This is a genomic window from Streptococcus oralis, from assembly GCF_019334565.1.
In the GTDB taxonomy this organism is placed as follows: Bacteria; Bacillota; Bacilli; order Lactobacillales; family Streptococcaceae; genus Streptococcus; species Streptococcus oralis_CR.
The window spans coordinates 254,314-278,691 of sequence record NZ_CP079724.1 but is presented as its reverse complement, the minus strand read 5'-3'; the positions used below and the strand labels follow the sequence as shown (position 1 = coordinate 278,691).

24 protein-coding genes and 1 pseudogene are annotated in these 24,378 nt (G+C 35.3%); 7 read left to right on the top strand and 18 right to left on the bottom strand.

What is annotated here, in order from left to right; all coding sequences use genetic code 11:
* Positions 1–2: 2 nt before the first annotated feature.
* The 14 genes from essB to KX728_RS01400 form a co-directional block, all read right to left on the bottom strand.
* Positions 3–1,274, bottom strand: coding sequence for a type VII secretion protein EssB (gene essB / locus KX728_RS01465; RefSeq protein ID WP_000796947.1), 1,272 nt, complete (start codon positions 1,272–1,274; stop codon positions 3–5).
* A complete protein-coding gene (locus KX728_RS01460) occupies positions 1,275–1,514 on the bottom strand; it encodes an EsaB/YukD family protein (RefSeq protein WP_000434883.1) in 240 nt (79 codons plus the stop codon).
* A gap of 66 nt (positions 1,515–1,580) precedes the next feature.
* Positions 1,581–2,045: a type VII secretion protein EssA gene (gene essA / locus KX728_RS01455; RefSeq protein ID WP_049519733.1), complete on the bottom strand. Its 465-nt coding sequence runs from the start codon at positions 2,043–2,045 to the stop codon at positions 1,581–1,583.
* Positions 2,046–2,056: 11 nt separating this feature from the next.
* Positions 2,057–5,086 carry a type VII secretion protein EsaA gene (gene esaA, locus KX728_RS01450; RefSeq protein WP_215805043.1) on the bottom strand — a complete coding sequence of 1,010 codons (3,030 nt, stop codon included), beginning with the start codon at positions 5,084–5,086 and terminating at the stop codon, positions 2,057–2,059.
* 71 nt (positions 5,087–5,157) lie between these two features.
* Positions 5,158–5,442, bottom strand: coding sequence for a WXG100 family type VII secretion target (locus KX728_RS01445; protein WP_001173991.1), 285 nt, complete (start codon positions 5,440–5,442; stop codon positions 5,158–5,160).
* A 231-nt stretch (positions 5,443–5,673) separates the two neighbouring features.
* Positions 5,674–5,982, bottom strand: a complete 309-nt coding sequence (locus KX728_RS01440; protein ID WP_000358232.1) for a hypothetical protein — start codon at positions 5,980–5,982, stop codon at positions 5,674–5,676.
* 13 nt (positions 5,983–5,995) lie between these two features.
* Positions 5,996–6,310 carry a hypothetical protein gene (locus KX728_RS01435; RefSeq protein WP_042903175.1) on the bottom strand — a complete coding sequence of 105 codons (315 nt, stop codon included), beginning with the start codon at positions 6,308–6,310 and terminating at the stop codon, positions 5,996–5,998.
* Complete coding sequence (locus KX728_RS01430; protein WP_215805044.1) at positions 6,291–7,961, bottom strand: cutinase family protein; 1,671 nt, start codon at positions 7,959–7,961, stop codon at positions 6,291–6,293. Before KX728_RS01430 ends, KX728_RS01435 begins: the two co-directional genes overlap by 20 nt.
* Positions 7,954–8,376, bottom strand: coding sequence for a hypothetical protein (locus KX728_RS01425; protein ID WP_215805045.1), 423 nt, complete (start codon positions 8,374–8,376; stop codon positions 7,954–7,956). Before KX728_RS01425 ends, KX728_RS01430 begins: the two co-directional genes overlap by 8 nt.
* A gap of 138 nt (positions 8,377–8,514) precedes the next feature.
* Complete coding sequence (locus KX728_RS01420) at positions 8,515–8,925, bottom strand: hypothetical protein (RefSeq protein ID WP_215805046.1); 411 nt, start codon at positions 8,923–8,925, stop codon at positions 8,515–8,517.
* 53 nt (positions 8,926–8,978) lie between these two features.
* On the bottom strand, positions 8,979–9,368 hold the full coding sequence (locus tag KX728_RS01415) for a hypothetical protein (RefSeq protein ID WP_215805047.1): 390 nt from the start codon (positions 9,366–9,368) through the stop codon (positions 8,979–8,981).
* 136 nt (positions 9,369–9,504) lie between these two features.
* The gene (locus KX728_RS01410) at positions 9,505–9,894 is read right to left on the bottom strand and encodes a hypothetical protein (RefSeq protein ID WP_215805048.1); all 390 of its coding nucleotides are present in this window, start codon (positions 9,892–9,894) and stop codon (positions 9,505–9,507) included.
* 855 nt (positions 9,895–10,749) lie between these two features.
* A complete protein-coding gene (locus KX728_RS01405) occupies positions 10,750–14,232 on the bottom strand; it encodes a hypothetical protein (RefSeq protein ID WP_215805049.1) in 3,483 nt (1,160 codons plus the stop codon).
* Positions 14,233–14,540: 308 nt separating this feature from the next.
* Positions 14,541–15,863 (bottom strand): hypothetical protein, encoded by a 1,323-nt coding sequence (locus KX728_RS01400; RefSeq protein ID WP_215805050.1) that lies wholly within the window; start codon positions 15,861–15,863, stop codon positions 14,541–14,543.
* Between the two features lie 279 nt (positions 15,864–16,142).
* On the opposite strand from KX728_RS01400, the gene KX728_RS01395 reads away from it, so the two are divergent.
* From KX728_RS01395 to KX728_RS01365, 7 genes are all read left to right on the top strand, one after another.
* On the top strand, positions 16,143–16,670 hold the full coding sequence (locus KX728_RS01395) for a hypothetical protein (protein WP_215805051.1): 528 nt from the start codon (positions 16,143–16,145) through the stop codon (positions 16,668–16,670).
* A gap of 99 nt (positions 16,671–16,769) precedes the next feature.
* A complete protein-coding gene (locus KX728_RS01390) occupies positions 16,770–17,084 on the top strand; it encodes a hypothetical protein (protein WP_215805052.1) in 315 nt (104 codons plus the stop codon).
* Entirely contained in the window at positions 17,084–18,169 is a 1,086-nt protein-coding gene (locus KX728_RS01385) for an AAA family ATPase (protein WP_215805053.1), read from the top strand. Before KX728_RS01390 ends, KX728_RS01385 begins: the two co-directional genes overlap by 1 nt.
* On the top strand, positions 18,169–18,780 hold the full coding sequence (locus KX728_RS01380; RefSeq protein WP_215805054.1) for a hypothetical protein: 612 nt from the start codon (positions 18,169–18,171) through the stop codon (positions 18,778–18,780). Before KX728_RS01385 ends, KX728_RS01380 begins: the two co-directional genes overlap by 1 nt.
* Before the next feature lie 125 nt (positions 18,781–18,905).
* Positions 18,906–19,505 (top strand): replication protein, encoded by a 600-nt coding sequence (locus tag KX728_RS01375; protein WP_215805055.1) that lies wholly within the window; start codon positions 18,906–18,908, stop codon positions 19,503–19,505.
* The gene (locus tag KX728_RS01370; protein WP_215805056.1) at positions 19,496–19,759 is read left to right on the top strand and encodes a helix-turn-helix domain-containing protein; all 264 of its coding nucleotides are present in this window, start codon (positions 19,496–19,498) and stop codon (positions 19,757–19,759) included. The genes KX728_RS01375 and KX728_RS01370 overlap by 10 nt, the downstream gene beginning before the upstream one ends.
* Positions 19,760–19,824: 65 nt before the next feature.
* Positions 19,825–21,042 (top strand): site-specific integrase, encoded by a 1,218-nt coding sequence (locus KX728_RS01365; protein WP_215805057.1) that lies wholly within the window; start codon positions 19,825–19,827, stop codon positions 21,040–21,042.
* Positions 21,043–21,148: 106 nt separating this feature from the next.
* On the opposite strand, the gene rpsI is transcribed toward KX728_RS01365, so the two are convergent.
* From rpsI to KX728_RS01345, 4 genes and pseudogenes are all read right to left on the bottom strand, one after another.
* Positions 21,149–21,541 (bottom strand): 30S ribosomal protein S9, encoded by a 393-nt coding sequence (rpsI, locus tag KX728_RS01360; RefSeq protein WP_000075973.1) that lies wholly within the window; start codon positions 21,539–21,541, stop codon positions 21,149–21,151.
* An 18-nt stretch (positions 21,542–21,559) separates the two neighbouring features.
* A complete protein-coding gene (gene rplM / locus KX728_RS01355; protein WP_001044624.1) occupies positions 21,560–22,006 on the bottom strand; it encodes a 50S ribosomal protein L13 in 447 nt (148 codons plus the stop codon).
* 210 nt (positions 22,007–22,216) lie between these two features.
* A pseudogene (locus KX728_RS01350) lies at positions 22,217–23,416 on the bottom strand (ABC transporter permease).
* Positions 23,413–24,306, bottom strand: a complete 894-nt coding sequence (locus tag KX728_RS01345; RefSeq protein ID WP_215805058.1) for an ABC transporter ATP-binding protein — start codon at positions 24,304–24,306, stop codon at positions 23,413–23,415. Before KX728_RS01345 ends, KX728_RS01350 begins: the two are co-directional and overlap by 4 nt.
* Between the last annotated feature and the right edge of the window lie 72 nt (positions 24,307–24,378).

The window sequence follows — 24,378 nt, the reverse complement described above, 5'->3', positions numbered from 1 at the left end:
CTTTAATTACTAGAGGAGCTACTTGGAACAGGTTTCTTCTCAGATGACGGTTTGCTTTCAGAAGCCTTGTCTTGAGGGTTAGGAGTTGTAGAAGCATTGGAGCTTGATTCACTCGTTAGTAGCTCACTTCGACTATCCCAGTATTTCTTATACTCGCTTTCCAAAGTATTCAACTTACTTTCACGGTCTTTTCCTGACAAGTTACCATCTTCTCGAACCTGCTTGATTTCCTGAGTCAAAGCATAGAGAATCAAGTCACTGTCGTTAATCCGTTTGGCAATATCAAGAGCCTCTTCAAAACGATTGCGCCCAACCTGGATCCAGTAAGTCAAATAAAGCTCATCTGACTTGAGTGTTACGTTGTTCAAGATGACTTTCTTTTGTTCAGAAGAAAATTCCAACCCCTGAATATAAGAGTAAGCCAACTCATACTTTTGCGTATTCGGCAAGCTAGCTGGATCAATTCTCTCTAATTCTGTAATAACACCACTATAATCCACTTTAATAAAGGCAGTATCAGCCTGCAACATCTTTTCTTTGAAAGGATTTTGCACAAAAATCAGATAGATCAGTGGAACGATTAGCAAGACAACGCTGGCTGTTAACCAAATCGTTGCCAATTTAAAGACACGATGGCGTCTACTTGGAACCAAGACCAAATCTGCCCGTTCTTTCGCAGCCTTCTCCGTGTAGTACTTCTCCAAAACAGCTACTGCAGCCTCTATATCATCTGCCTGACATAGGTCATTTAAGAAGTCTGGCAAGGTCTCTAATTCCAAGGAACCATTATAAAGATCCATGAAATCCAAATCGCTAAATAGTGTTACTGTAAAACATTTGGCCTGGCGTAAAAAATCTTCTGAGGATATGGATTGAGGAACCATCAAACCAGGAATTCCACGATAAGCAATCTTAGCCTGAGCATCCTTGGTAATAAAGAGATTTACTGGGTGCAAAAGGAAAGTCACAGGTAACTCCAAGGCGCCCTCTAGACGAAAAACGTTTAGGGCCAAACGGATTCTTTCCGAAATGGTGCGTTCCTTTATTTCCTCATAAGTCAGTCCATGAGCTTCGACTTGATAGGAGAAGGTGACGCTATCCTCATCAGACACCATCGATTGCTCCAAAAAGAATGGATGATGCAAATCCAATAGTAAGAGTTCCCGTAAATCTTGACTCGCAACATCTGAACGTTTGAGTTTTAATTCCCAGTTTGTTTCATTTTTTTCATAGACAAACGACTGTCCACCAAATTCAAATTTTTCTTCAGCCACCTATATCTCCTCAATTTCTACTAAATCTCCTGTCGTCATAGGATAATCAGACAGATGTTTCCCTTCATCAATCAACAAACCTTTATTGACAATTCTTAATTGATATTTTTTTCGCTTGATACCTGGATTAAAAATCGTATCCACTTCTCGCACCAGCCGGCGCACTTCAATTCGCCGTGGAATGCGAATATCCACATCTCTTTCTCTCAAACGTAGGGTAATATTGATATGTTGCTCCACCTTTTTTCACGCCTCCTATGTTTGGTTTATCCTTTTCTAAGTTATTTAGACAGACTAGTTGTAAAATTAGTCCATCCCTTCTACCATCACACGATAACTCATTACTGCCGTTGCTCCAAAAAGCAAGAAAATCAACACCACATAGAATATCTCTGGAAGAAATTCATTCAGACCACCTTTTTCTACATGGCCTATATTTGTTTGAAATTTAATTGTTTTTTGAGCATTGGGCTGAAACAACTGTTCTTCAGAAGATTTTTTCACTGGTCTCTGTATAGCAGAAAACAGTTGGCCCCTTTCTGTGATCAACTGTTCCTCTTGATGCTGTTGCATGTCCTGCAACCTCTTTTGAGTCGCTTCATTAAAAAGCTCCTTGATTTGTTCAGACTGTAGACCAAATTTCAATCCCTCTTTCTTTTCAAGTCGGGAATCATCAATCTGCAGACTGTTATCCTTCAAATCATCTGCAGCAGCCCCAGAGACTGCTGCACATGTTACTAAGGTAAGAAGGAAAAGAATGATTTTCTTCATATTTCTAATTTCTATTCTTTCTCAGCTTGGCTTGCTTGAAACCACAAACTACTTTCCCTGATAAAAACATTTATAACAAGTAAAACAGCTATGACAACAATCGTTGCAACAAAAGCGATAATTGCTGCTGGATGTCCATCAAAGTATCCTGAGAGCAAACCTTCTAATATCGATAACGCATTGAGGTTTTTGATAAAGGCTGGGAAACCAGTTAAACTTGCTGTTGTCCCAATAGCATTTGATAGGTAGACAAAGCTAATCATCATAAAGAAGGAGAGTCCCATACCAATCACTCGGAAATGTTTAAGCAATAGATATTGTCCTTGAATCAGTACAAATGCGGCTAAAACAATTAATAGAACCCAAGATGGTTGATATTCACGGCCAACCTGTAGCTGAACACTTGATACAACACCAACTACCAATCCGACAACGAGACTTAAAGCAGATAGGATGGTTACCGTCATCAAGTCTGTATCATGTAACTTATCAAGTTTGAACTTATCTTTGACTTTGCGAATAACGTTTTGAGTTGCAAACAGATAGGCTGTAAAGAGGCTAACAATCTCCAATAGTAAAATCCATGTAAATGGACGGTAAACATTGACAGTCGCTTTTACTGAAGTAGAATTTTGGGTAACAGGATTGGATAAGAAGTTCAACAATACTTCGTTTGGTACCCCATTTTGATAGGCATTATTCAGAACCTTCACAAAGGATTCTACAAAGTTTCCATTGTTAGTCAATTCTTCGTTAAACTGCGTCATCAAGGAGTCAGCATCTTGTGACAACTTTTCAGTACTTGTTTGAGCGTTTGACAATTCACGATTGAACTTACCTAAAGTTTCATTCACAGACTCTGCAGCTTTGACATTACTTTGAGAAGACTCCTTCACACCCGTAGTTTCTGACAATAGAGCTGCATAATCCGATTTTAGGGTGGCCAATTGTTTATCAGTCTCTTCAAAAGCAGAATTGCTCCCCCCTTGCTTCTCAACCAAATCATCTAGTTTCTCTTTTAACTTTCCGTACTTATCCAATTGGTCCTTTATTTTGGTATCCAATTCTTGGTTGGTAGTCAAAACATCCTGCACATTTTTTTCTAAAACAGGCTTCAGAGTAGTCAATTCTGATAAGGCTTTATCTACTTTCCCTTTGACACCATCAGTTTCTGTATCGCTAGCAGGTGTAGTTAAGCTGTCTTCATATTTCTTCAGATTTGAACTAATAGCTTCAAGCCAAATATTTGACAAAGCATCTGTTACATCACTATCTCGTAACTCTTTGACAGCATTGTATGCTTGTCTGAGTGCTTCCACCTTTTGGTAGTCAGAAGCTATTTTCTGAACCTTTTGTCCATAAGTCACTGCTGCTTGCTGAACACGTAACACATCTACTGGAGCACTGGCTGCTTGGACATCATTCAAGGAAATATTAATTGATTTTAGCTCTGCTTTTGGAGCTGGACTTGGAGTCCCGGTTGAACCTGTAGTTGTAGTTGAGGTTGTCTCTGCAACACTATAGGCTACTTTAAAAGTCCCACCCGTCTTCAAATCAATTTCTTGACCAAACTCAACTGGTGTACCATCATAAGTGACTGAGTGAACTGTCACTCCTGATTCAGCTTTCCACGATACCTTAGCCTTTGTTCCTGTTCGTCCAACAGCACTCGTACTCGTGATTGCTAGATCTTCCAAATTCTTCAAATCAGTCGAATTGATTTCGTCACTAGGCTCTTTGATTGTTTTTAATTCAGTATAGTTTACAGAAGGAATTGTGATTGGTGTCATACCAAAACCACTAAATTCTTTTCCACTAAAGTCTTCTTTTGGTAATTCTGAGATTGCAGAAGCCAACTGCTCTTTGAGAGATTCTACAGCCTTCTCTAGGTCTTTGTTTGCAGCTGTATCCAAAAATTGCTTAAGAGTGATTTTGCTCTTCTCACTTGTTCCATAGTAAGCAGCTAATTTCTCATCAATAAAGTTATGAATATCCTTTTTATGATTTTCAAACTTGGTTCTTTCATCTGTTAGATTGTTCTTTAAACTCTCAATCTTTTTGCCGATGCTTTCTGCGACTGTTTTATAGGAAGGTCTAACTTCAGATGACGTACCATCAGAAGATGCTGCTGTTCCATCTATATTAGAAGTCAGACTACCTTGAGCTTTAATTAATTCCTTATAAGTTTCAATTTGTCCCTTAACGTCTTCCCGACTCTGAGAAATGAGCCCAGTGATAACATCCGCATGATTTTTCTTCTCAGTGACCCTATCCTGAAGCAGAGTGTCAAGCTTTTTACCATAGGCAATCTGTGAAACGTCATAACGACCAAAAATCTGAGAATAACTATCCAAACCTGTCTTTAAAGCACTGTTGGCGTCAACAGAAGAACTAGACATACTATAGAGAGTTGGGAAAAGATTTTTAGAGTTGATAGCTGTATTATATAAATTCGTACGATAGTTTCCGATATTGGTCGCTTGTATCTGTGAGCTAGCTTGAACATTCTTTTGTGCTGTATAAAGGTTGTTCAAAATACTAGCCATATACATGTCAACTAACTGACCATTCAAATCAGAAACAATGTCTTTCGCTAGTTTATTTGCATCATTTTCTACTTGCAAATTTCCTTGCGCATTCACCTTATAATTGATGGTTGTCTTATCAACATTGATGCTGTTAATATCGAGTATTTTTTCAGAAAAGTCACTAGGAATTGTTAAAACGAGTTGGTATTTCCCACTTTCTAACCCAGAATCAGCTGCTCCACGAGGGACAACAGACCAATTTTGTGAATTATCACGCTCGATATTTTTTACATAACTAGCACCTAGATTGTATTCTTTTGTATCTACGTAGACAGGCTTATCTTCATTTACGATAGCTACATTTAATTTTGTCTGCTGATTAGCCTTTGCATTATTTTCATTGCTAATCGTTGTATTTTTTTGAACAGATAGATTCAAAAAAATAATCAATGCAAGCAATCCTAATGCCAGCAGACTACTTCCTATATATTTAAAAATTCTATTCTTCCTCATATTACTTTAAATTTTCTCCGTCATAAAAAATAGGAAGGCTCTCGCCTTCCTAAAGCCACTTATATAACAAATTAAATTTGTGATGCAAGATCTTGGTCGTTTTGTTCAACAATTTCAGCAACCTTGTTCAACTGTGCATTGATTTCATCAAGCAAAGTTGCAAACTCCTCAATTTTTGGAGACAATTCTGTGAATTGGCGATCAAAGCTCTCAAAAGCAGCACCTTTCCAGTTGTCTCGGATAGTATTTTGCTCTTGAGTCAATGTACGAAGTACTTGTCTTACTTCCTCAGAACCTTGAGTGTACTTTTGAGCAGAGGTGCGCAATTCTTCTGTTGTTAATTGAATTAAAGCCATGTGAAACTCCTTTATATTAATTTATGCCCTCATTATATCAATAATTTGCCTCAATTGCAAGTTTAAAATTCATTTTTTATTCTATTTATAAAAAAATAAGAGCTATTTCCATCTAAAAACTAGTAAGAAGGGTTAAATTATCTACTTTTCTTGTATAATTACTTCTTTTTTTTATTTATAATAACAAAGTATAACAAACTCATATCATCCTTCTTTTATAAGGTATATTTGTCAAACGTTCTTTTCTTCTAACTTTCTATGAAAGTTTTTATTCTCTTGATGGCGAGCTTCTAACACATTCTCTATACGACTCTTGTAAAGTTGATGATAGTTATCTAAATTGTTCTCTATCTCAAAGATATATGGTTGAATTTCAGCAAAACTACTGTCTCTGCATGCATAGGAAAGCGCCTCCAGGAGATGATCCGTCTCCCTACTAAACTTGTGGAAATCATCATCCAAATCCATCTCCAAACGCTCTAAGTCTCGTAATTTACGATTATGCTCATCCTCTAGTTTCTGAAGTTCCTTTTTATCCATCACAAGTTTTCTCCTAGTTCTTGATAGGACTTTGTAAAGCAGGTGTTTGCATGGTCTGGGTCAAGTAAGTTTCAGCAGCATCAGCGGCCTTGCCCTCAAATCCACCCTTAATATTGTTTACATAAGTCTTAGAGGCGTACTCTTGCATATCTGAGGCTGCTTCTTGCAACTTTTTAGCCAACTCCACTCCCTTAGCAAGGATTGACAGTTCTTTTGCAGTTACTAAGGCCCTGACTGCTTGGCGTTCTTGTTCCTTCATTCTTTCTTTGAAGCCTCTGTCGAGTTGCTCTCTTGTAATTAAAGTATCCTCATCCGTTAGGACTAACATTTTTTTCCCTCCATGTTTGTTTTACATCCGCCAATAGATTGTTAAAATCTTCAGCACTATTTGTATCTATGGTTTCAAAGGAACCACTAGCTTTAACCAGGCTTTCCCCTAGCTGCTCAATTTGTGTCAGGAAGGATGTTGCTGCTGTCTTCGTGTCACTTGCAACGCCTTCATCCCAAAAGCTTGTTGTGTCAAAACCAGAAAGTAGATTTGTAACTTCTGAACTTGACAAATATCCAACCATGTCAAACGCTGTCTGTCTTGTTTCTTTTATCATGTTTTGAATATCTTCCTTAGCATCTGAAAGTAAGGTTTTCACAGATTTAACTTTGTCTTCCATGTCAAAATTTGCCAACTGGGCTGCTGTCTGAAGCAACTGAGCTCGAACCAAAATCCTCTTTTCTCCTGTAAGATTGCCATTTCTCAGTTGTTCCTGATAACGAGGAATAGCTTCTCGATCCCACTTTATAGATTCCTGACGAGCTTCTTCGACAATTTTACTATATTCAGTTGTAAAATTCTCGTAAACAGCATAACCAATAGCTGCCTTTATTTTAAACTCACCCCTCATAATGGCATTTAAAACATTTGAGGCTACATTTTCATCGACTCCTAAAGCCCGGAGGGAATCCAACGTTGTCGCTATCAGTCGAGCTAGCTTTTCACCTGCCCTGAGCAATTCTGGGTGAAAATCCTCAGACGCGGTCAATAAATTTCCCTTTCCATCCGATTGGAAAACACCAAAGTCATGGGAGCTTTCCGGATCAGTAATTTGGGTATAATGAAGGGGAACGAGGACATTGACTTTACCGACGGGTTTCTTAAGAGGTTCATCGGAGTCCCCCGGTAATTTGGTGATGGTATGCTCACGATTGAGCATCCCCACGACATCAAATGGATTGACATAGTACTCGATTTTTTCGCTGATCTTTTTGATTTTCTCATCGCTGAGTCCCATTTTCTTTAAACTCTTTGTCGTGTCCGGGCCGTCAAAGAGGACCACTTTGCCGATTTTCTCCAGTTCTTGATCAGTAAGGCCAGCTACCCCTTGGGCAGAGACAATGGTCCCTAAGGAGTGACCTGTGATGTCCATCGTCGCATTTGGAGCCTTTTCGCGCATCTCAGCGATTTTCGTTTTCATTCCTACTGTTGCTAACTTGGCTTGCGGCGTATGGATATGATTGAGAGCGAACTTAGCATCGTTGTCAACCCAGTCGTTCCAATTTTCTTTACTGATGGCATCACTTCCGCGGATGGTCATATAGGTTTTCGTAGTATCATTAGTCAAGGTAGGCGTATCCGTTAAGTAGTAGGCACTGAAACCAGCTTCATCATCAGTTAAGAGTCCTTTTTGATACCGTTTGTGACGAATATCCTGCCTCATCCCATTCGCATCAGGAACTGGTATCGATGTAACTTTATAAGTATCTCGCAAATCAGGATCCGGCTGCAAGTAGACTCTACCATTATGGGGTAGATGTTTACCTCCAGGGGTGATTTCTTCGTTATAAATTATTTCTTTTGAATAGTCAAACACTCTTGCTTCTATTGAATTATTTTTAGGTGGAAAATTATTGGGACGACCAGTATAAGCCGATTGCGCTAAATCCGCATAAAAATTATCAAAGGTTTTTAAATTACTGTTAGTCATAAATCTCCCATACGTTGCCTTTCAAAACTCTTATCGGTTGCATTTCAGAAATTTTCTTAATATTGGGAATACTATTGCTATTATATTCTATAGGGAAACCAATTGTAAATTCAGTATCTTCATTGTTATTTATTTTTCCATCCAATGTTATAATATATCCCCCACCTTGAGGGGTACCATTTCCTATATTTTCTACTTTCATACTATCCCAATCAAATTGGACACTTTCGACTTTAGGATTTCTAGACTTTATAAAGTTCGCCATCTCCTCTTCATGCTCCTTCAGATAAGCCAACTGCTTAGCCCGTGGGCTCAGAGTTATTCCTCCAAATAGATTTGTTTTCTGTGCCATCCATGCGCCTCCTCCAAAAATTACAAGTGCTAAAATTAGCCAAACTAAAGTACGTTTTTTCATTTCTTTCCTCCTATATAGTGGAATCTAAGTATATTATATCATGAATGTAAAAAAAAATACTTTTAGCAAGTATTCGAAGTCAGTGGGGATGAGTGAGGGATTAAGCTATCATAAAAGTTGTTATAATCTTTTAGATTACTATCCGTCATACTTGTCCCAACCTACATTTTTTAACACTCTAGGCTGATTATACATGCCAATCCGATCTATTGAAAGCACATCATTTTTATTTTTTAATCGAAAATCTATTGTAAAGTCAGAATCCTTTATATGATTAAAAGAACCCTTCACTGATAGATTATAACCTCCACCCTGTGGAGTTCCATTTCCTATTTGTTCAACAGTTAAACTATTCCAATCCATCTGAACAGATTCAATCTTTAAATTTTTAGACTTTACAAATTTTACAATTTCTTCTTCATGCTCCTTCAGATAAGCTAACTGCTTAGCTCGTGGGCTCAGAAATAAATTTGCTTCTTTCGCCATCCATGCTCCGCCACCGAATACTACAAGAGCTAAAACTAGCCAAACCAAGGTACGTTTTTTCATTCTTTTTCTCCTATATATTTGAGTAAAAATTATCAAAGGTTTTTAAATTACTGTTAGTCAAAAATCCTTCCTCCCATTCGTAAATAATTGGCTAAAGCCATTGAATTAGGAATAATTTTGTCATTCTCAATATCAAAAGTAACATTCCAAGAGGAGGACTCAATATGATTAAAACCACCATATACATTTACAATTTCTCCGCCTCCTTGAGGGGTCCCATTCCCAACTTTTTCCCATTTAGTTTCATCCCAAGCAATCTGAACAGATTCAATCTTTGAATTTTTAGACTTTACAAATTTTACAATTTCTTCCTCATGTTCCTTTAAATAATCCAACTGCTTAGCTCGTGGGCTTAGAAATAAATTTGTTTCTTGTGCTAGCCATGCTCCGCCTCCAAATACTACAAGTGCTAAAACTAGCCAAACTAAAGTACGTTTTTTCATTTCTTTCCTCCAATATAGTGGAATCTTAGTTTATTATATCATGAATGTAAAAAAACTTTTGGAAAGTATTCGAAGTCAGTGGGGAATGAATGATGTTAAATTTGAGTAAAAATTATCAAAATTTTTTAAGTTGCTATTAGTCAAGCAGTTTACCCCCAATACGCAACGGACTACCAATTCCAATAGATTTAATTAAAATTTTTCCATCTGTAATCTTAATAATCACACTCCAGCTTGAGTTTGATATATTATTAAACCCTCCATAAACCTGAACAATATCGCCTCCTCCTTGAGGTGTACCATTTCCTATCTTATCCCATTGTGTCTGTTTCCAATCTATTTGAACCGATTCGACTTTAGGATTTAAAGATTTTACAAACTCCTTAATATCCTCTTCATGCTCCTTTAAATAAGCCAACTGCTTGGCTCGCGGACTTAGAAATAGATTTGTTTCCTGTGCTAGCCATGCTCCTCCTCCAAATACTACAAGGGACAAAACCAGTAAAATCAAGGCACGTTTTTTCATATTGATGCTCCTTCAGATATATCATCTCCCTCTTACAATCCCAAACTCCTTAATTAAAAACAAATTACGGATCTATTGTTGCTTTAGAAATAGAAGATTGTCATTAAAACTAGTATAGCATAAAAGCCTCAAACAGCCTATTTCACCAATCCCTCATCTTGAAGATTTGTTAATAATTTGACCAGAAGAATTTGAGTTGAATGCAAAGAAACAATAGTGTGAATTTTGCTAAAAATCATCAAAAAACACCCCATGGTGTGAACCATGAAGTGCTTTGAAACGTTGATAGTATCTTATTGATTAACGTTCTGAGGCAACTGACTTTGTCAGATTACACCAATTTAGTATGAAAATATAAAAAAGAACACCCCGAAAGGTGCTCTTTGTAAGTATAGTAATTCTCTCGAATTAACGTTTACTAAATTGTGATGCTTTACGAGCTTTCTTAAGACCTGGTTGGGGCATCACTTATTTCATCAAATTTCAAAATTCTTTAAAATCAACGTTCTCACTAGTTTTCAGAAAATAAAATTTCAACTAATTTCAATCAATTGCATCAAAATAAGGTAAATTTTCGTCAAAAATAAGTAAAAATCGAACCAGAATATCAAAAGTTTACCTTATTTGGTTTTTACAGACAGAAGTCAAGCAGACATTCACTACTCGTCAGTTATGACGAAAAATATTGATTTAAAGTGATTTTTGAAATTTAGAATTTCGATGTGTTACTGTAAAAATCAACCAAATGACTACATTTTATGAGAAATAAATTTAGAAGTTAATATATACAAAATCTCTTTTATCAATTTTAGAAAATGAATACTTTGATAGCCTGTTCAAATTTTATAAAGAAATTCAATTATTATTGAGAGATTTAAATTCATTAAAACTAATAATTTCAAATGGAAATTCCACAAAGTTTGATTTTATTAGTTTATTTGTAATGAAATATGATTTTAATGAGTATCTCTCTTCTAATCCGATATTTCTACAAATTACATCTAGATTCTCTTCAAAATACTCTACTCGCCGTTTGAACTTTAGTCCTTTGGCCTTTCCCCCAAAAAAGTATTCTTTTTGATCACCCATACTATCTTTCATAGTCTGACTTAAACGCATATATTTAACTTCAAATAATAATATTTCTTTCAGCTTATTGTCTATCACAATTAGGTCGTAATCTCCTAAATTTCTAGGATGATTTCCTTTAATATCTAATTTATATAATTCTTGATCAATATGAGTAACGTACCTATTATCTTTAAATAAGCCCTTAAGATTTTGGACTATCTGTTGTTCGTAAAATTTTTTCCAACTATTTATTGTATTTAGCGTATTTTGCATACCAATATCATATGGTAAAATGAAGTTCATCATTCCCTCTGTCCAATCTTTTGCCAACCTATCAAGAATAATAGGTGAAAAAATAATGCTATTATGATTAACAATAATAGGTTTAGCAGAAAATTTATTATCTCTTTTCTTTTTCTCCCATATTGGAATTACTCCATTAGTAGTAATTTTCTTCTTTTCTATAACTAAGAATTTCAAAACACCATAAAAGATTTCAATTGAATAGTCCGAATTCTCTTCAAAATATTTAGCCAAATCTTCTATTTTACCTGTTACAACATTTCCTTTTACAGTCAGTAATTTTTGATTTTTTAATTTTAAAATATGACTATTACTTGAAAATATGGAGAGGAAACAAATAAAAGAATCAAAATCAACTTTCGTATCTTGAAAGAACGATTTCTTAACCAGATCAATTATATTATTGTCAATTTCCTTATCTCTACTTGCGTATTCACCATATTTATACTTGATTTCTATCATTTCATCAACAAATTGTAAGTACTTTTCCGTTTCTGAAATATCTACAACATAATTATCTTCAATCTCTAACTGAAACCAATTGCTAGCACCATACGAATAGGCATCAGAAAGAAGTTGAAAATCTAATATGTATTTCCCATAAGCAATCAATTCATCAACAATATCATCACTTGGAATTAATGCGTCATCATCCCTTTCTGTTACTAAATTCTCTTCAATAAGATATTCTAATATTGGTTTATAAACGCGGGCCTCTTCACGTAAATCAATTGTTTGTTCTCGAAATTTATTTAATTTAACAGTTTGAAGATTTCCGTTATCTGAAAATGTAGTTAATCTTCTGCGGTGGATATCAATATTAAAAATAATTAAAGATAATATATTTTGTAGTTTAAGTATCAAGTCATACTGATTATACAATGACATCATAGAAACTAAGTCTTCGCGTATTTTATTTCTAAAACATCTTACGATAGCAACTATGTCTGATTCACAATATATACCTGGCTCTAATCCAAGTTCTTTAATGATGTTAGCAATACTTTTCCTAACTCTTTTAAAAGAATAGTTTTTAGGAGCTGAGAATTCTAAATGAGGCTGAATAAAATATTCAACCCTAACTTCAAATAAGCTTGAAGTTCGTTTCTCATTGTCTGTTTCTTTAATTTTTTCAAATAACAAAACTCTATCCTTAAAAAGGAAACTGTCTAGTAAATTTATTAGAATTGTATTTTCAAATTCCAATGTTGATTTGGAAAGATTATCAGCAAATATTTTATTCCATCTAGGAGCTAATAAAGTTATCTGATATTTGGAATTTTTAACAAAAACTATTTTATTAAAATAGTTCGTTTCTTGTATCGGACATCTAGAATTAGCATTTCTATCAAGCACAGACTTAGATACTAAATTAATCTCCATAGTTTCTTTTTCATAGTTTGATAAAATTGCTTCTTTATTATGACATAAAGCATTTAAAACAATTTCGTTAAAAGATTTTATTTGTTCGTAATCATAGATATTTATATCTTCTAAAATAAAATGTAACTCCCGATATATAATTTTTTTATGATTCTCTGAAAATATATCAATTGATCCAAGATGAGCTTTTGAAATAAGTGACAAATCAGTTTGTTCCCTATCAACTATTTTCCAACCATGAATATTATAAAACTCTCCCCCTATTTCAAATGGATAGTTTAATACAATTTTATCAAACGTTTCCATATTATAATGAACACTTTCATAGGGTAAGAAAGCCATATTTACATTCAAAGCACCATCATTAATCATCTGATTTGATGATTGCCACATTCGAAATAAAGCATCTCCATTGGAGAAAGACATAATTCTATCTTGATTATTGTTATAAGCTATAAAAAAATCAACGATTTCTTTTATTGAATTCGCATTGTTAATTATTCCTATAATACTACTTGCATTTAATACATATTCATCATCATCTCCAAATAGGAATGTTTTAGTGATATTTGGAGATATACTCTTGGTGTCAACTCCAACAAAAATAATATTGCTCTGGGACTTAAACTCAAATCCTCTAACTTCTCCATCTTGACAAAGACCTGCTATCTGGTAAGTATTATCAATAATTCCTTTTTTTAAGTGATCTGAAATTTTATTTTGGCTTGGCTCTAAAACAATTAATTTATCTTCATTTAAAAATGCCAATGTATTTTTTAAATCAATCTTTTCTTTAGCCTCTTTGTTAATTAACCTCAGATTATAAAATGAATTTCCTTCTCGTTCAAAGAATTTTGTAAAATTACAATTTAGTCTGCTCCAGAAGCTTAACCAAATAGATTCTTCAAACTTTGATTCCTCTATTTCGCTTTCTATTCTCTCCATAAAACAATCTTTCATAACTGGTAAAAATATGGGAAAGTTATTAACAGGAGTAAATAATGGATATAACTCAGCATTATTACTTTTGAATGTTTTGAAATACTGGGCAAGTTCGTTATCATAAAAAAGCTCATGATTTTGATATATAAAATTGAAATAACTCTCAGGTGGACATTCAAAGTTTTCTTGAGTAAACTCACTTTTAAATGGTTCTAAGGATGAAATAATTAAATCTTCATATTCAAGTATCTCATACCATATTTCTTTGAATTGCTTAAAATCATGCACTAAAGATTCTATTACAAATGAAGTTTCATAAGTATCTTCATTGCCATTTCCTATAAATATTTTATGAAATCTATCATTTGAATAGAACCTTACATTTCCAGTATCAATAGGGAAATCTTCTTTTGGGTATTCAGGTATATAATACTCAATTGCTTTTTTATAAAAGTCTACAAATTTGCTGTATGAATCTATTTTAGTAGTCCCTAAAATCTTACTTTCATTATTAATAAAATCTCTATTCAATTTATCTACTATTCCTAAAAATCTCCTATTTGGAAACCATGAAGTAATAGAGTAGATAACTTTAGATAAAGATTCAATGTCATATTCTAATAAAAAAGAGTTATTCATATTTTTTCCTCATAGGCTATCAATTTTATCTCCCAAATGTAATCAGAATGTTGAAAGAAATCTAGCTTTCTAAACATCTATCTGCGAATAAATTAAATTCCTTAGAATTATACAACTTCTTAAATTAGCCGTCAATTTATTTCCAGTTAAAAACCTTATCTAATTTCTTAATACATTATAATTATTATTTTTTATACTAATAAATCCTGTAATTACTATGATATTGGTAACCTAAAACATATGTTTAGTTTCTGTCTAGAGAGTTAAATAGGCAATTTTATTGTTTTCTATAAACATATTGGACATAATTATTCATGAAATTTTCTTACTTCTCGAGCTAAATAGCTATCTGGATGTCTTTTTATAAAATATCTTTCTCTTGCAAATCCATTGTTTCCATATTGTAAGCTTTTATAAATCAAAGGTCTCAGGAGCTCTTTATCTCCTGTTTGTATATATTCTAAGATCTCATTGCCATATTGGTATTTTTTGACATAACCTAAATAATTGCCTTGCCAATGAGAATTTTCCTCTCTAAAACTTTGGAAACTACTCATTAAATGAAGTAATTTTTCTGTCAGTCCTAATATATATGTCGCGTATATGGCATCTATATCTTCATAATCTAAATATTCATCAGTATACTTACCCAGAACGTCATCAATGTTATCCTTATTTAGAGCATTTAGCAAATTATCATCCCATACCTTATTACCATATTTTTTTCTAATTTCAACTGATTCCATATCACCTTGGTACAAACGCATCTCCTGTTGAATTGAAATTATTGACTCTAAACTTTGATAAGTACTATTTTCATGAACATACTTTTCTTTATAGCCATAATAACTGCCATCATTAATAAATTTATCAATTTTTTTCTTTAAAATTTCAGTGTAAAATTCGTTCAGATAAACATCAACGAATGCTATTTTATTTATGTTTTTTGATTCGTTTTTTACACGTTCTTCATAAAATTTCCAAAATAAGGTATCAACATTAAGAGCTTTTTCTGTAGCTCGAAAAATCCCTGTCATAAATAATTCATAATGCTCTTCAAAAAGTATACTATATACTTTTTGAACATCAACAACATCTAATCTTATTTTTTCAAATTCAATATTAAGTGGCATATATCCTAAAACTATTCTCCATAGATTTTCATCATAAGATTCAAAAAGAATATCTAAAATAATAATAGATGATAGGAAGGATTTGAGTTTCCAATGTTCGGAACGATCACCAAAGCAAATTTCATCATAAGATTTAAACATTATATTACGCGCTATATATTTCTTTTTTTCATTACTAACTAAACCTAATTTTGTGCCATATTCATCCAACTTACAATTGTTCAAAACATCTTCTATTGCATTAGGAGTATAAAGATATGGATTCTTTGAGGTTACCATCCCTCTTCTAATAAGGCTAATTAACGGAGAATTGCTTGAAGAAATCTCTCTATTCGTAAGTTTTTTATATTTCTTATTTATTTTCTTTTCTTGACCTGTATACCAGTAATACTCTGTTGAAGCCCCTGACTTACGTTCCTCATTTATAATTTTAATTTTAGAATCTAGCCTCAATGAAGCACAATCGATAAAATACTTCTTTGTCCTTTTAAAAATCATAATCTTCCTTTTAAAAACGTGGTGTTTTTAAGTTGTTATTTTATAAAAATCACCTTAATTATACCACGTTTTTCACTATATAATGTAATTATCCCTATTTAAATAGGAAATTATGAAGTCCAAAGGTGCACCAAAGGACGGATTGAAACTCAGAACATAGCTACATCTTTAGGTATTCGCTATGTCAAATGTTTCACCGTTTCTTTGGTGTGTTTTTTTCATACTTAGCTCGGTAAACGACTGTGTTTCTATTCCGTCCAAGGACGGAAAGGAAGTAAAATGACATATAAAAGTGTAATAGAGGAATTATATTGCAAACTGTTAGGTATAGAGCTCAAGAGAATACTTAATGAGCGAGAAATGTTACAAAATCAAATTGGATATGAAACAGCTGAAGGGGAAGTTGAGTTATTATCCGAAACAACAGTTGGACAAATTCTAAAGGGAAAAAGAAATATTAGTTTTAATGCTTCGTTAGCTTTTCAGACCAGTTTAGATTATAAAAATCCTAGGGAATTATTTTTCCCAAGTATTGAATTCGAACTACTACTTATTGAAAACATAATATCTACAATTTTGATAGATCCTACGTTTGAAAATACTTTTTTAAAAAAGTCAATAGCAAAAAAATTTTCTAATGTCTCAAAGAAAGAAGTAGCGCAAATCATTGAAAAAAATAAAGGAATTTTTCTAGACTCCTTATCAAGCTTTATTTCAGATTTCCCAGAGGAAGAAACTTCGCATCAAATAGCTGAGAAATTAACTTATTGGTTATCCGAATTAGCCTGTCTCATACCAAAAATTTAAAAGTAGACTGTCAGGAAAACTGACAGTCTACTTCATGAAATTACGTTAAACTAAAATTGTTCTTAGCTAAGACAAATAATCAAATACGAGGTAAATCTAATGAAAACACGTAATCGCAAAGGTGGATATTCAACTAACACCGCTAATGAATACATTGACAACAAACAAGGCATTTACTGCTTAAGTACGGAACTTGAACCACAGCAACTCTTTGAGGATGGAAAGCCTACTGGCGAAATCATCGCTTACAAGGCAACCTTCATCCAAGAAGGACTCGAACCGTTCCAAGTTAAGTTTGAAGACAAAATTAAGCTACCTGATTTCATGAGTTTGATTCAATTCGATAACCTTCAAGCCGTTGAAGTACGCTATAACGTTTACTTTAAAGCTGATGGCATTAAGGAGGTTAAATAATGGTATCTGAAACAGATGCCGTCTTGCAATCATACTTGCTCCAGAGCCTTAATATGGCTCTGGGAGCCTTGATGCAAGGCGAAACGAGTTACACAAACAGTTTTAACATCCTCATTCAAGAAAATGGTTTCATTTTCATCCCACGGCTTCCCTGTGCCTATATTTTAGATGATGAGCTCTATAATAAAATCTTCTTGATTGCTAACGCAACCCTATATCCACATTACACATTATTGAAGCAAAATGCCACATACTTCGTCCCTCTAAAAACGGATGATATCCATATTCAGCGAGGACTTTTCTTTCCGTGGAGGGTGGGAATTTCAAAACGATTAGTCATTCCTGATCTTGATAGATACACAACAAGTTTACCAAAAAATCAAATTCCAATTATGGAAAATTTCACTCTCAATCTTGATAAGGTCAATCACATGGCAATCTGTGGAAATAGTGGTTCGGGTAAATCCTATGCTCTCACCTATTTACTGAGTGTACTCAAACATCAATCTGATTTAATTATAGTAGACCCAAAATTTGACACACCTAGTCGTTGGGCTCGTGAACATCAAATTGCAGTGCTTCACCCCGTTGAAAATCGCTCTAAGTCCGACTTTGTATCAGAAATCAATGAGAAATTAAGTCAATGTCTAGAACTGATTCACAAACGTCAAGCAATCCTATACGAGAATCCACGTCATGAGTTCAGCCATATGACAATTGTGATTGATGAAGTTCTTGCATTATCTGAGGGAGTCAATAAGACGATTAAAGAATCGTTTTTCTCACTCTTATCTTCTATCGCACTTCTCGGACGTGCTACAAAACTTCATTTGTTACTTGTTTCACAAAGATTCGATCACACTACGATTCCCATTTCTGTTCGTGAACAACTTAATGTCCTCATCCAGATTGGCAACATTAACAAGAAGACGACACAATTTCTATTCCCTGACCTCGACCCAGAAGGTATTGTTATCCCTATCGGGCATGGAACAGGTCTGATTCAAGTAATTGATAACGAACATCCTTATCAGGTACTTCCGCTACTATGTCCAACGTATTACACAAAGAAAGGAATTCTTTAATGGTGAAAAAATCTTACTTCATGAGGACATTCAACATCAATATCAATCTAATTCTAGTTTCATTTCTAGCAGGATTTATAGGATGGTCTCTGGATTTTCTATCAAATCAGTTTAAACTAAATCCTCTGAGTTTTTTTGACCTCTCCCAGTTCAATGGCTATTTAGATTTAGGAAGCAAATATTCTTATACAGCAATGTCCTTCCTTCTACTTACACTATTTGTTTCTGTAATGTTTGAAATTCTGAATCGATTTCGATTTGATAGTCTATTCAACTATTTTAAGTCCGTATACTTTACATTCAAACTTCGTCAGTTTCTAACGCAACGTGAGAAATCAGAAAAAGTAACAACGATTGACAATCAGAATATAACTACCTTCAATCCCATAAATAGTAGTTTTAATCACTGTGCACATAAGAGTGTCGTAGACATACGAAAAGATGATGTGACGGTTTTTGTCAAAGTCCCTAGAGACCAGCAGGGGCAAAAAATTTTGGCTGACATGACCTCTCAACTGAAAGAAGAGGTTTCGAGTCAACATCCTGACTACTACTTTTCAGCACCTAATCGGATTCGTAATAAGCTATGGTTAGTTGGTAAAAAACGATAAAAAGGGGCTATGGCTTGCGTTAAGCAGTAGCCAGATAGCCCCCCCCTTCTAGCATTTTCCAAGATAATTGGGGTTACTACGACCCCCAATTATCCTGTAATCAGTAATCAGAAAGGTATATCAAAATGACAAAAGAACAACGCTCCAGCAAGTGGACATTCCTTTTTTACAAAGAAAGCGCCCCTGCTGACTACCTTGAAGTTCTTGAAGAACTACACATCCCCTTCATCCTTAGTCCTTGGCACGATAAAGACATTAACCGACAAACTGGGGAACTGAAAAAATCTCACAAACACGGGGCTTTCTTCTTTGATTCTCTCAAAAGTTATAAACAAGTTTCCGAGCTAATCAAGGACAAGTTGAATGGACCTGCTCATGTAGAAATCGTACAATCTCCCAAAGGACTTTTTGACTACTTCATTCATGCCGAAAACAAGGAGAAAACTCAATATGATATAAATGATATTGAAGTTGGATGTGGTTTTAATCTCGATAAATTTCTTGTAGAAAATAACTCAGATGATTTCATGCATGAAGTTGTGGATATTATTGAACAGAATGACTTCACAGAGTTTGAAGAACTCGTCTGGTATGCACGAGCTAATCACACACCACTTCTAGGACTTATCATTGAGCGCACCTACTTTTTTGCTAAGTATTTGGATTCACGTCGATGCAATCCAATGAGGAACCAAGATAAGAAGGAGGGTAATAAATGCAAGTAATTCTTCCTGATGAACAGATTCATCAGATTCAACTACTACTATCCAATCTTATCCAAAAAGAAATTGAACAACAAATAGAAAAAAATTCTTTAAGTTGTCCCTATTTGAACAAACAACAGACTTGCGACTATTTGGGAATTTCCAACAATACTCTTGATTCATGGATTCAAAGGGGGCTTCCATCAATCAAAATTGGAAAAACAATTCGATTCCACAAAGACGCTATTGACTGCTGGCTAAACGGTAACAACTAGAAAAATCAAGATTTTTATTTTATAATGGTCATGATATTTTCTGGTTCGATATAAAGGAGAATATCATGACTATCAGTAAGACAAAAAACGGAACTTACCGATTAAAAGTCTATATACCAATAGAAGCACGAATGCCTCTTGGCATCGTTAATAATAACTATTATGATAAAAGATTTAAAACAAGAAAGGAGGCACGACAAGCAGAGATAGACTTACTTACGAAGCTAAACCAAATTGAAGACCATGCGTTTTCGGGACTAGCCAAAGAAGATATTCTTTTCTCAGACTTCTATACTAATATTTGGTGGGAATCCTACAAAGCAGGACAAACAACATCTACTTCAAAGCCACCAAGTAGGTCAACTATTGCTAATACAAAAACATGTTTTGAAAAGCATATACTACCCCTTCTTGGAAACTATACGATTCAATTTTTAAACCAAAATAAACAGGTTATTCTAAATTTGATGACGGCAAAAGCCAACGAATATGCCAACTTCAAAACTTTACGAAGTTACGTTATTTCTATTTTTGATTGGGCAGAAGAACTTGAGTATATTGAAGCAAATAGAGTTGCAAAAACTTTAAGACGAATTAAGGCCGTCAAAAAAATTCAACTTGCAGAATCAAAACGTGATGAAGATTTATATTTAACTCATGAACAACTCCAAGAATGGTTCTCAGCTTTTAAAGAAGATTTAGAGAACGATAAAATCTCACTCAAAGATTACGTCCTTTTTTATCTCACCTTTTTCCTTGGAGATAGAAAATCAGAAACATATGCTCTCCAGTGGAAACATATCGACTTTTCAAAATCTCAGATTCAGTTAATTCAGGCTTTAGACAGATACGGACAAGTAAAATCTACCAAAGGAAATAAAAAAACTATCTTTTCTATTTCTAGTGACTTGCTTCAACTTCTGACTTTATGGAAAAAACAACAAAAATATGAACTGGCAAAGTTTGGCATCATCAGCAATTCAGAACAATTCATTTTCACTTATATAGATACCAGAGGGAATATCAATAAACCTTTACATGCTGACTATCTTAATAATAAGATGAAAACTATCAAAAAGCGACACCCAGAGCTTACACACGCTACGCCACACAAACTACGGCATACGGGAGCAACACTTGCTAAACAAGCAGGAATGAGCTTAGAAGCTATTTCTGAAGCTCTAACACATAGCGACACAGGTACAACACAGATTTATGTCAATACTTCAAATGTAGTCCCTATGGCAGTCGGTGAATTTGCCTTAAAGTCTCTAAAACAATAAGGTGAAAATAAGGTAAACTTTGAGGTGAACTTTTTCAAAAAACATAAAAAAAGCACCCATGAGGTAAACTCTTGAGTGCTTTGAAACGTTGATATAATCGTATTGATTAACGTTTTGAGAATTGTGAAGCTTTACGAGCTTTCTTAAGACCTGGTTTCTTACGTTCAACTTTACGTGAGTCACGTGTAAGAAGTCCTGCGCGCTTCAATGAATCGCGGAAGTCTGGGTCTACTTGAAGAAGGGCACGAGCGATACCGTGACGGATAGCTCCTGATTGACCAGCGTATCCACCACCTACAACGTTAACGAAAACGTCGTATGAACCTACAGTTGAAGTAACTGCGAATGGTTGGTTGATAACAAGACGAAGGTCAGCATGTGGGATGTACTCTTCAACATCTTTTTTGTTAACAGTGATTTTACCAGTTCCTGGAACAAGGCGAACGCGTGCAACAGCGTTTTTACGACGTCCAGTACCTGCATATTGTGCTTGTGACATACTTTATTGTTCCTTTCCTTAGATAAGTCCTGAAATATCAAGAACTTCTGGTTGTTGTGCAGCGTGAGTGTGCTCAGCTCCAACGAATACTTTCAATTTCATACCTTGAGCGCGGCCAAGAGTATTGTGTGGAAGCATACCTTTAACTGATTTTTCGATCAAACGTACTGCATTTTTAGAACGAAGTTCACCAGCAGAGATTTGTTTCAATCCACCTGGGTGGTTTGAGTGAGTGTAGTAAATCTTATCAGTTGCTTTTTTACCAGTCAATTTAACTTTTTCAGCATTGATAACGATTACGAAGTCACCTGTATCAGTGTGTGGTGTGAATGTTGGTTTGTTTTTTCCGCGAAGTACGCTAGCAACAACTGCTGAAAGGCGTCCAAGAGGTACATCAGTTGCGTCAACAACGTACCATTTGCGTTCTACTTGGCCTGGTTTAGCCATGAATGTAGTTTTGTTCATGATTTCTCCTATATGAATATCGTTTTTGTTTACAGGGCGGATGTTCCGGTCCGCGGGGTATTTGAAAGGTTCCGGGGCCTTACAAATGGGGTAAACAATACCGTCTACTATCATACCAAATTTCACTACTAAAAGTCAATAGATATGAAAAATATTTTTGCCGATTTCAGTGTTTAACATCTAGAAAAACCTCGCTTTTGCGAGGCTCTCCTATTTATAAGCTAAGGCACGTTTAAAGGTTTTCCAGATTCCCAAATCATCCGTTTGAAGAACTAGACTGGCATACATGCGGCCGATAAAGGCTGTCGCAGTGACCGCAAAAACAACCGTTATGGCAAGCGAAATCCAAGCTTCTAGACCACTTGCATACCCATTTATAGCTCTAAATGGCATAAAGAAGGTCGAGATGAAAGGAATATAGGAACCAATTTTCAGAACTAAATTATCCCCAGCAGCACCTAGAGAAGTCACACCAACAAATCCTGCTATAATCAAGATCATCAATGGCGACAAGGCCTTTCCTGAATCCTCAGGGCGAGAAACCATAGAGCCTAGGAAGGCTGCTAAAACAACGTACATAAAGAGACTAACCAAGACAAACAATAAGGTATTGAGCGAGAAAGCCTCTCCTAGATGATTTAAAATTCCAGATTGTGCCAAGATAGGGATGTCTTTAAAGAGCAGAATGGCAGCAAGTCCACCCACGACGTAAATGCCAATATGAGTCAAAATCACAAGAAGTAGAGCCAGCATGCGAGCGTAGAAATAATGACTAGCTCGGATACTAGAGAATACCACCTCCATGATTTTGGTTCCTTTCTCGCTAGCCACTTCCTGAGCAGTGACACTAGCATAGGTAATCAAAATCATATAAAGGAAGAAACCAAGCCCTGCGGCCGCAATGGTTTGAACAATTTTTTTGTTTTCCTTAGATTCATCAATCTTCTCAGTAAAATCAACAGTTTGACTCAGGCGTTTTTCCTGTTCTTAAGACAAATTGGCTGCCGAACGATTGAGTTGATATTGCAGTTCGTTTAACTTATTGGTTACTGCTAGTTTGATGCCTGTTTCAAGAGAAGTTTCACCATGATAGACGGCCTTGAGAACACTGTCCTCTTGGTCAATGGTTAGGTAACCCTTGATTTTCTCATCCTTGATAGCAGCCTGGGCACTGGCTTCATCCTTATAATCAAAGTTGATACCATTGGTACCCTTGAGCCCTTCTTCCACAGATGGCACCGTTGTCACTACTGCTATCTTGCTATTCTTGGCCATAGAAGACCCTTGGAGAAAGCCGATTCCTACAGATAAGGCTAAAAAGAGGAACGGCGAAATCACCATAAAGAAGAAACTCCACGACTTGACATGTCGGAGATAGGTTTCCTTCATTACAACCCACATATTTCTCATACTTCCACCCCTGATTCTAGTTTAAAGATTTCATCGATTGTTGGAGCTTGTTGGTCAAAGGTCGCAATATATTGACCTTGAGTGAGGATTGGGAAGAGTTCCCTTCCAGCGCTCTCGTCATCGAGGATCAATTTCCAACTGCCTTGCTTGGTCAAGCTCACCTGTTTGACATGAGGAAGTTTTTCCAGTTCTTCCTTGCTTCGTTCACTTGAAACAAAAAGACGTGTTTTCCCGTATTGATTGCGAACATCCTGAACAGGTCCATGCAAGACCACACACCCATCACGAATCATCAGGATATCATCGCAAAGTTCCTCAACATTGGTCATAACATGATCAGAAAAGATAATGATTGCACCACGCTCTTTCTCTTTCAAGATGACTTGTTTGAGCAACTCGGTATTGACTGGATCCAGTCCACTAAAAGGCTCATCCAGGATAATCAAGTCAGGCTCATGAATTAGAGTAATAATCAGTTGGATTTTCTGCTGATTCCCTTTTGAGAGACTCTTGATTTTGTCGGTCAATTTGCCCTTCACTTCGAGTTTTTCCATCCATTGAGGGAGTTTCTCCTTGACCTCCTTGGCATCCATGCCCTTTAGAGTCGCCAAGTAGCGAACTTGTTCAAGGACTGTCAGCTTGGGCATAAGACTGCGTTCCTCAGGCAGATAGCCAATCCGAGCATAGGTTTCCTGACGAATTTCCTGCCCATCCAGACTGATCTCTCCTTGATACTCTAAAAATTTCAACATACTGTGGAAAATCGTTGTTTTCCCAGCACCATTTTTCCCGACCAGTCCTAGAATTCGTCCTGGACTTGCCTGAAAATCTACACCAAACAAGACTTGCTTGGAACCGAAACTTTTCTCTAGATTTCTTACTTCTAGCATCTTCCACCTCCAAAATATGTTGCACTTATTATACTCCTTTTTGACAGCCTTTACAAGGATTTATGTCCATTT

Coding starts and splice junctions, on each gene's coding strand:
- KX728_RS01415 (WP_215805047.1), bottom strand. CDS start 9,368: ATGAAAAAACGTACTTTAGTTTGGCTAGTTTTAGCACTTGTAGTATTT.
- KX728_RS01440 (WP_000358232.1), bottom strand. CDS start 5,982: ATGGATAAAAAGGAACTTCAGAAACTAGAGGATGAGCATAATCGTAAA.
- esaA (WP_215805043.1), bottom strand. CDS start 5,086: ATGAGGAAGAATAGAATTTTTAAATATATAGGAAGTAGTCTGCTGGCA.
- KX728_RS01345 (WP_215805058.1), bottom strand. CDS start 24,306: ATGCTAGAAGTAAGAAATCTAGAGAAAAGTTTCGGTTCCAAGCAAGTC.
- KX728_RS01365 (WP_215805057.1), top strand. CDS start 19,825: ATGACTATCAGTAAGACAAAAAACGGAACTTACCGATTAAAAGTCTAT.
- rpsI (WP_000075973.1), bottom strand. CDS start 21,541: ATGTCACAAGCACAATATGCAGGTACTGGACGTCGTAAAAACGCTGTT.
- KX728_RS01420 (WP_215805046.1), bottom strand. CDS start 8,925: ATGAAAAAACGTACCTTGGTTTGGCTAGTTTTAGCTCTTGTAGTATTC.
- KX728_RS01400 (WP_215805050.1), bottom strand. CDS start 15,863: ATGATTTTTAAAAGGACAAAGAAGTATTTTATCGATTGTGCTTCATTG.
- KX728_RS01405 (WP_215805049.1), bottom strand. CDS start 14,232: ATGAATAACTCTTTTTTATTAGAATATGACATTGAATCTTTATCTAAA.
- KX728_RS01445 (WP_001173991.1), bottom strand. CDS start 5,442: ATGGCTTTAATTCAATTAACAACAGAAGAATTGCGCACCTCTGCTCAA.
- rplM (WP_001044624.1), bottom strand. CDS start 22,006: ATGAACAAAACTACATTCATGGCTAAACCAGGCCAAGTAGAACGCAAA.
- KX728_RS01435 (WP_042903175.1), bottom strand. CDS start 6,310: ATGTTAGTCCTAACGGATGAGGATACTTTAATTACAAGAGAGCAACTC.
- essA (WP_049519733.1), bottom strand. CDS start 2,045: ATGAAGAAAATCATTCTTTTCCTTCTTACCTTAGTAACATGTGCAGCA.
- KX728_RS01385 (WP_215805053.1), top strand. CDS start 17,084: ATGGTATCTGAAACAGATGCCGTCTTGCAATCATACTTGCTCCAGAGC.
- KX728_RS01370 (WP_215805056.1), top strand. CDS start 19,496: ATGCAAGTAATTCTTCCTGATGAACAGATTCATCAGATTCAACTACTA.
- KX728_RS01380 (WP_215805054.1), top strand. CDS start 18,169: ATGGTGAAAAAATCTTACTTCATGAGGACATTCAACATCAATATCAAT.
- KX728_RS01430 (WP_215805044.1), bottom strand. CDS start 7,961: ATGACTAACAGTAATTTAAAAACCTTTGATAATTTTTATGCGGATTTA.
- KX728_RS01375 (WP_215805055.1), top strand. CDS start 18,906: ATGACAAAAGAACAACGCTCCAGCAAGTGGACATTCCTTTTTTACAAA.
- KX728_RS01425 (WP_215805045.1), bottom strand. CDS start 8,376: ATGAAAAAACGTACTTTAGTTTGGCTAATTTTAGCACTTGTAATTTTT.
- KX728_RS01390 (WP_215805052.1), top strand. CDS start 16,770: ATGAAAACACGTAATCGCAAAGGTGGATATTCAACTAACACCGCTAAT.
- KX728_RS01410 (WP_215805048.1), bottom strand. CDS start 9,894: ATGAAAAAACGTGCCTTGATTTTACTGGTTTTGTCCCTTGTAGTATTT.
- KX728_RS01395 (WP_215805051.1), top strand. CDS start 16,143: ATGACATATAAAAGTGTAATAGAGGAATTATATTGCAAACTGTTAGGT.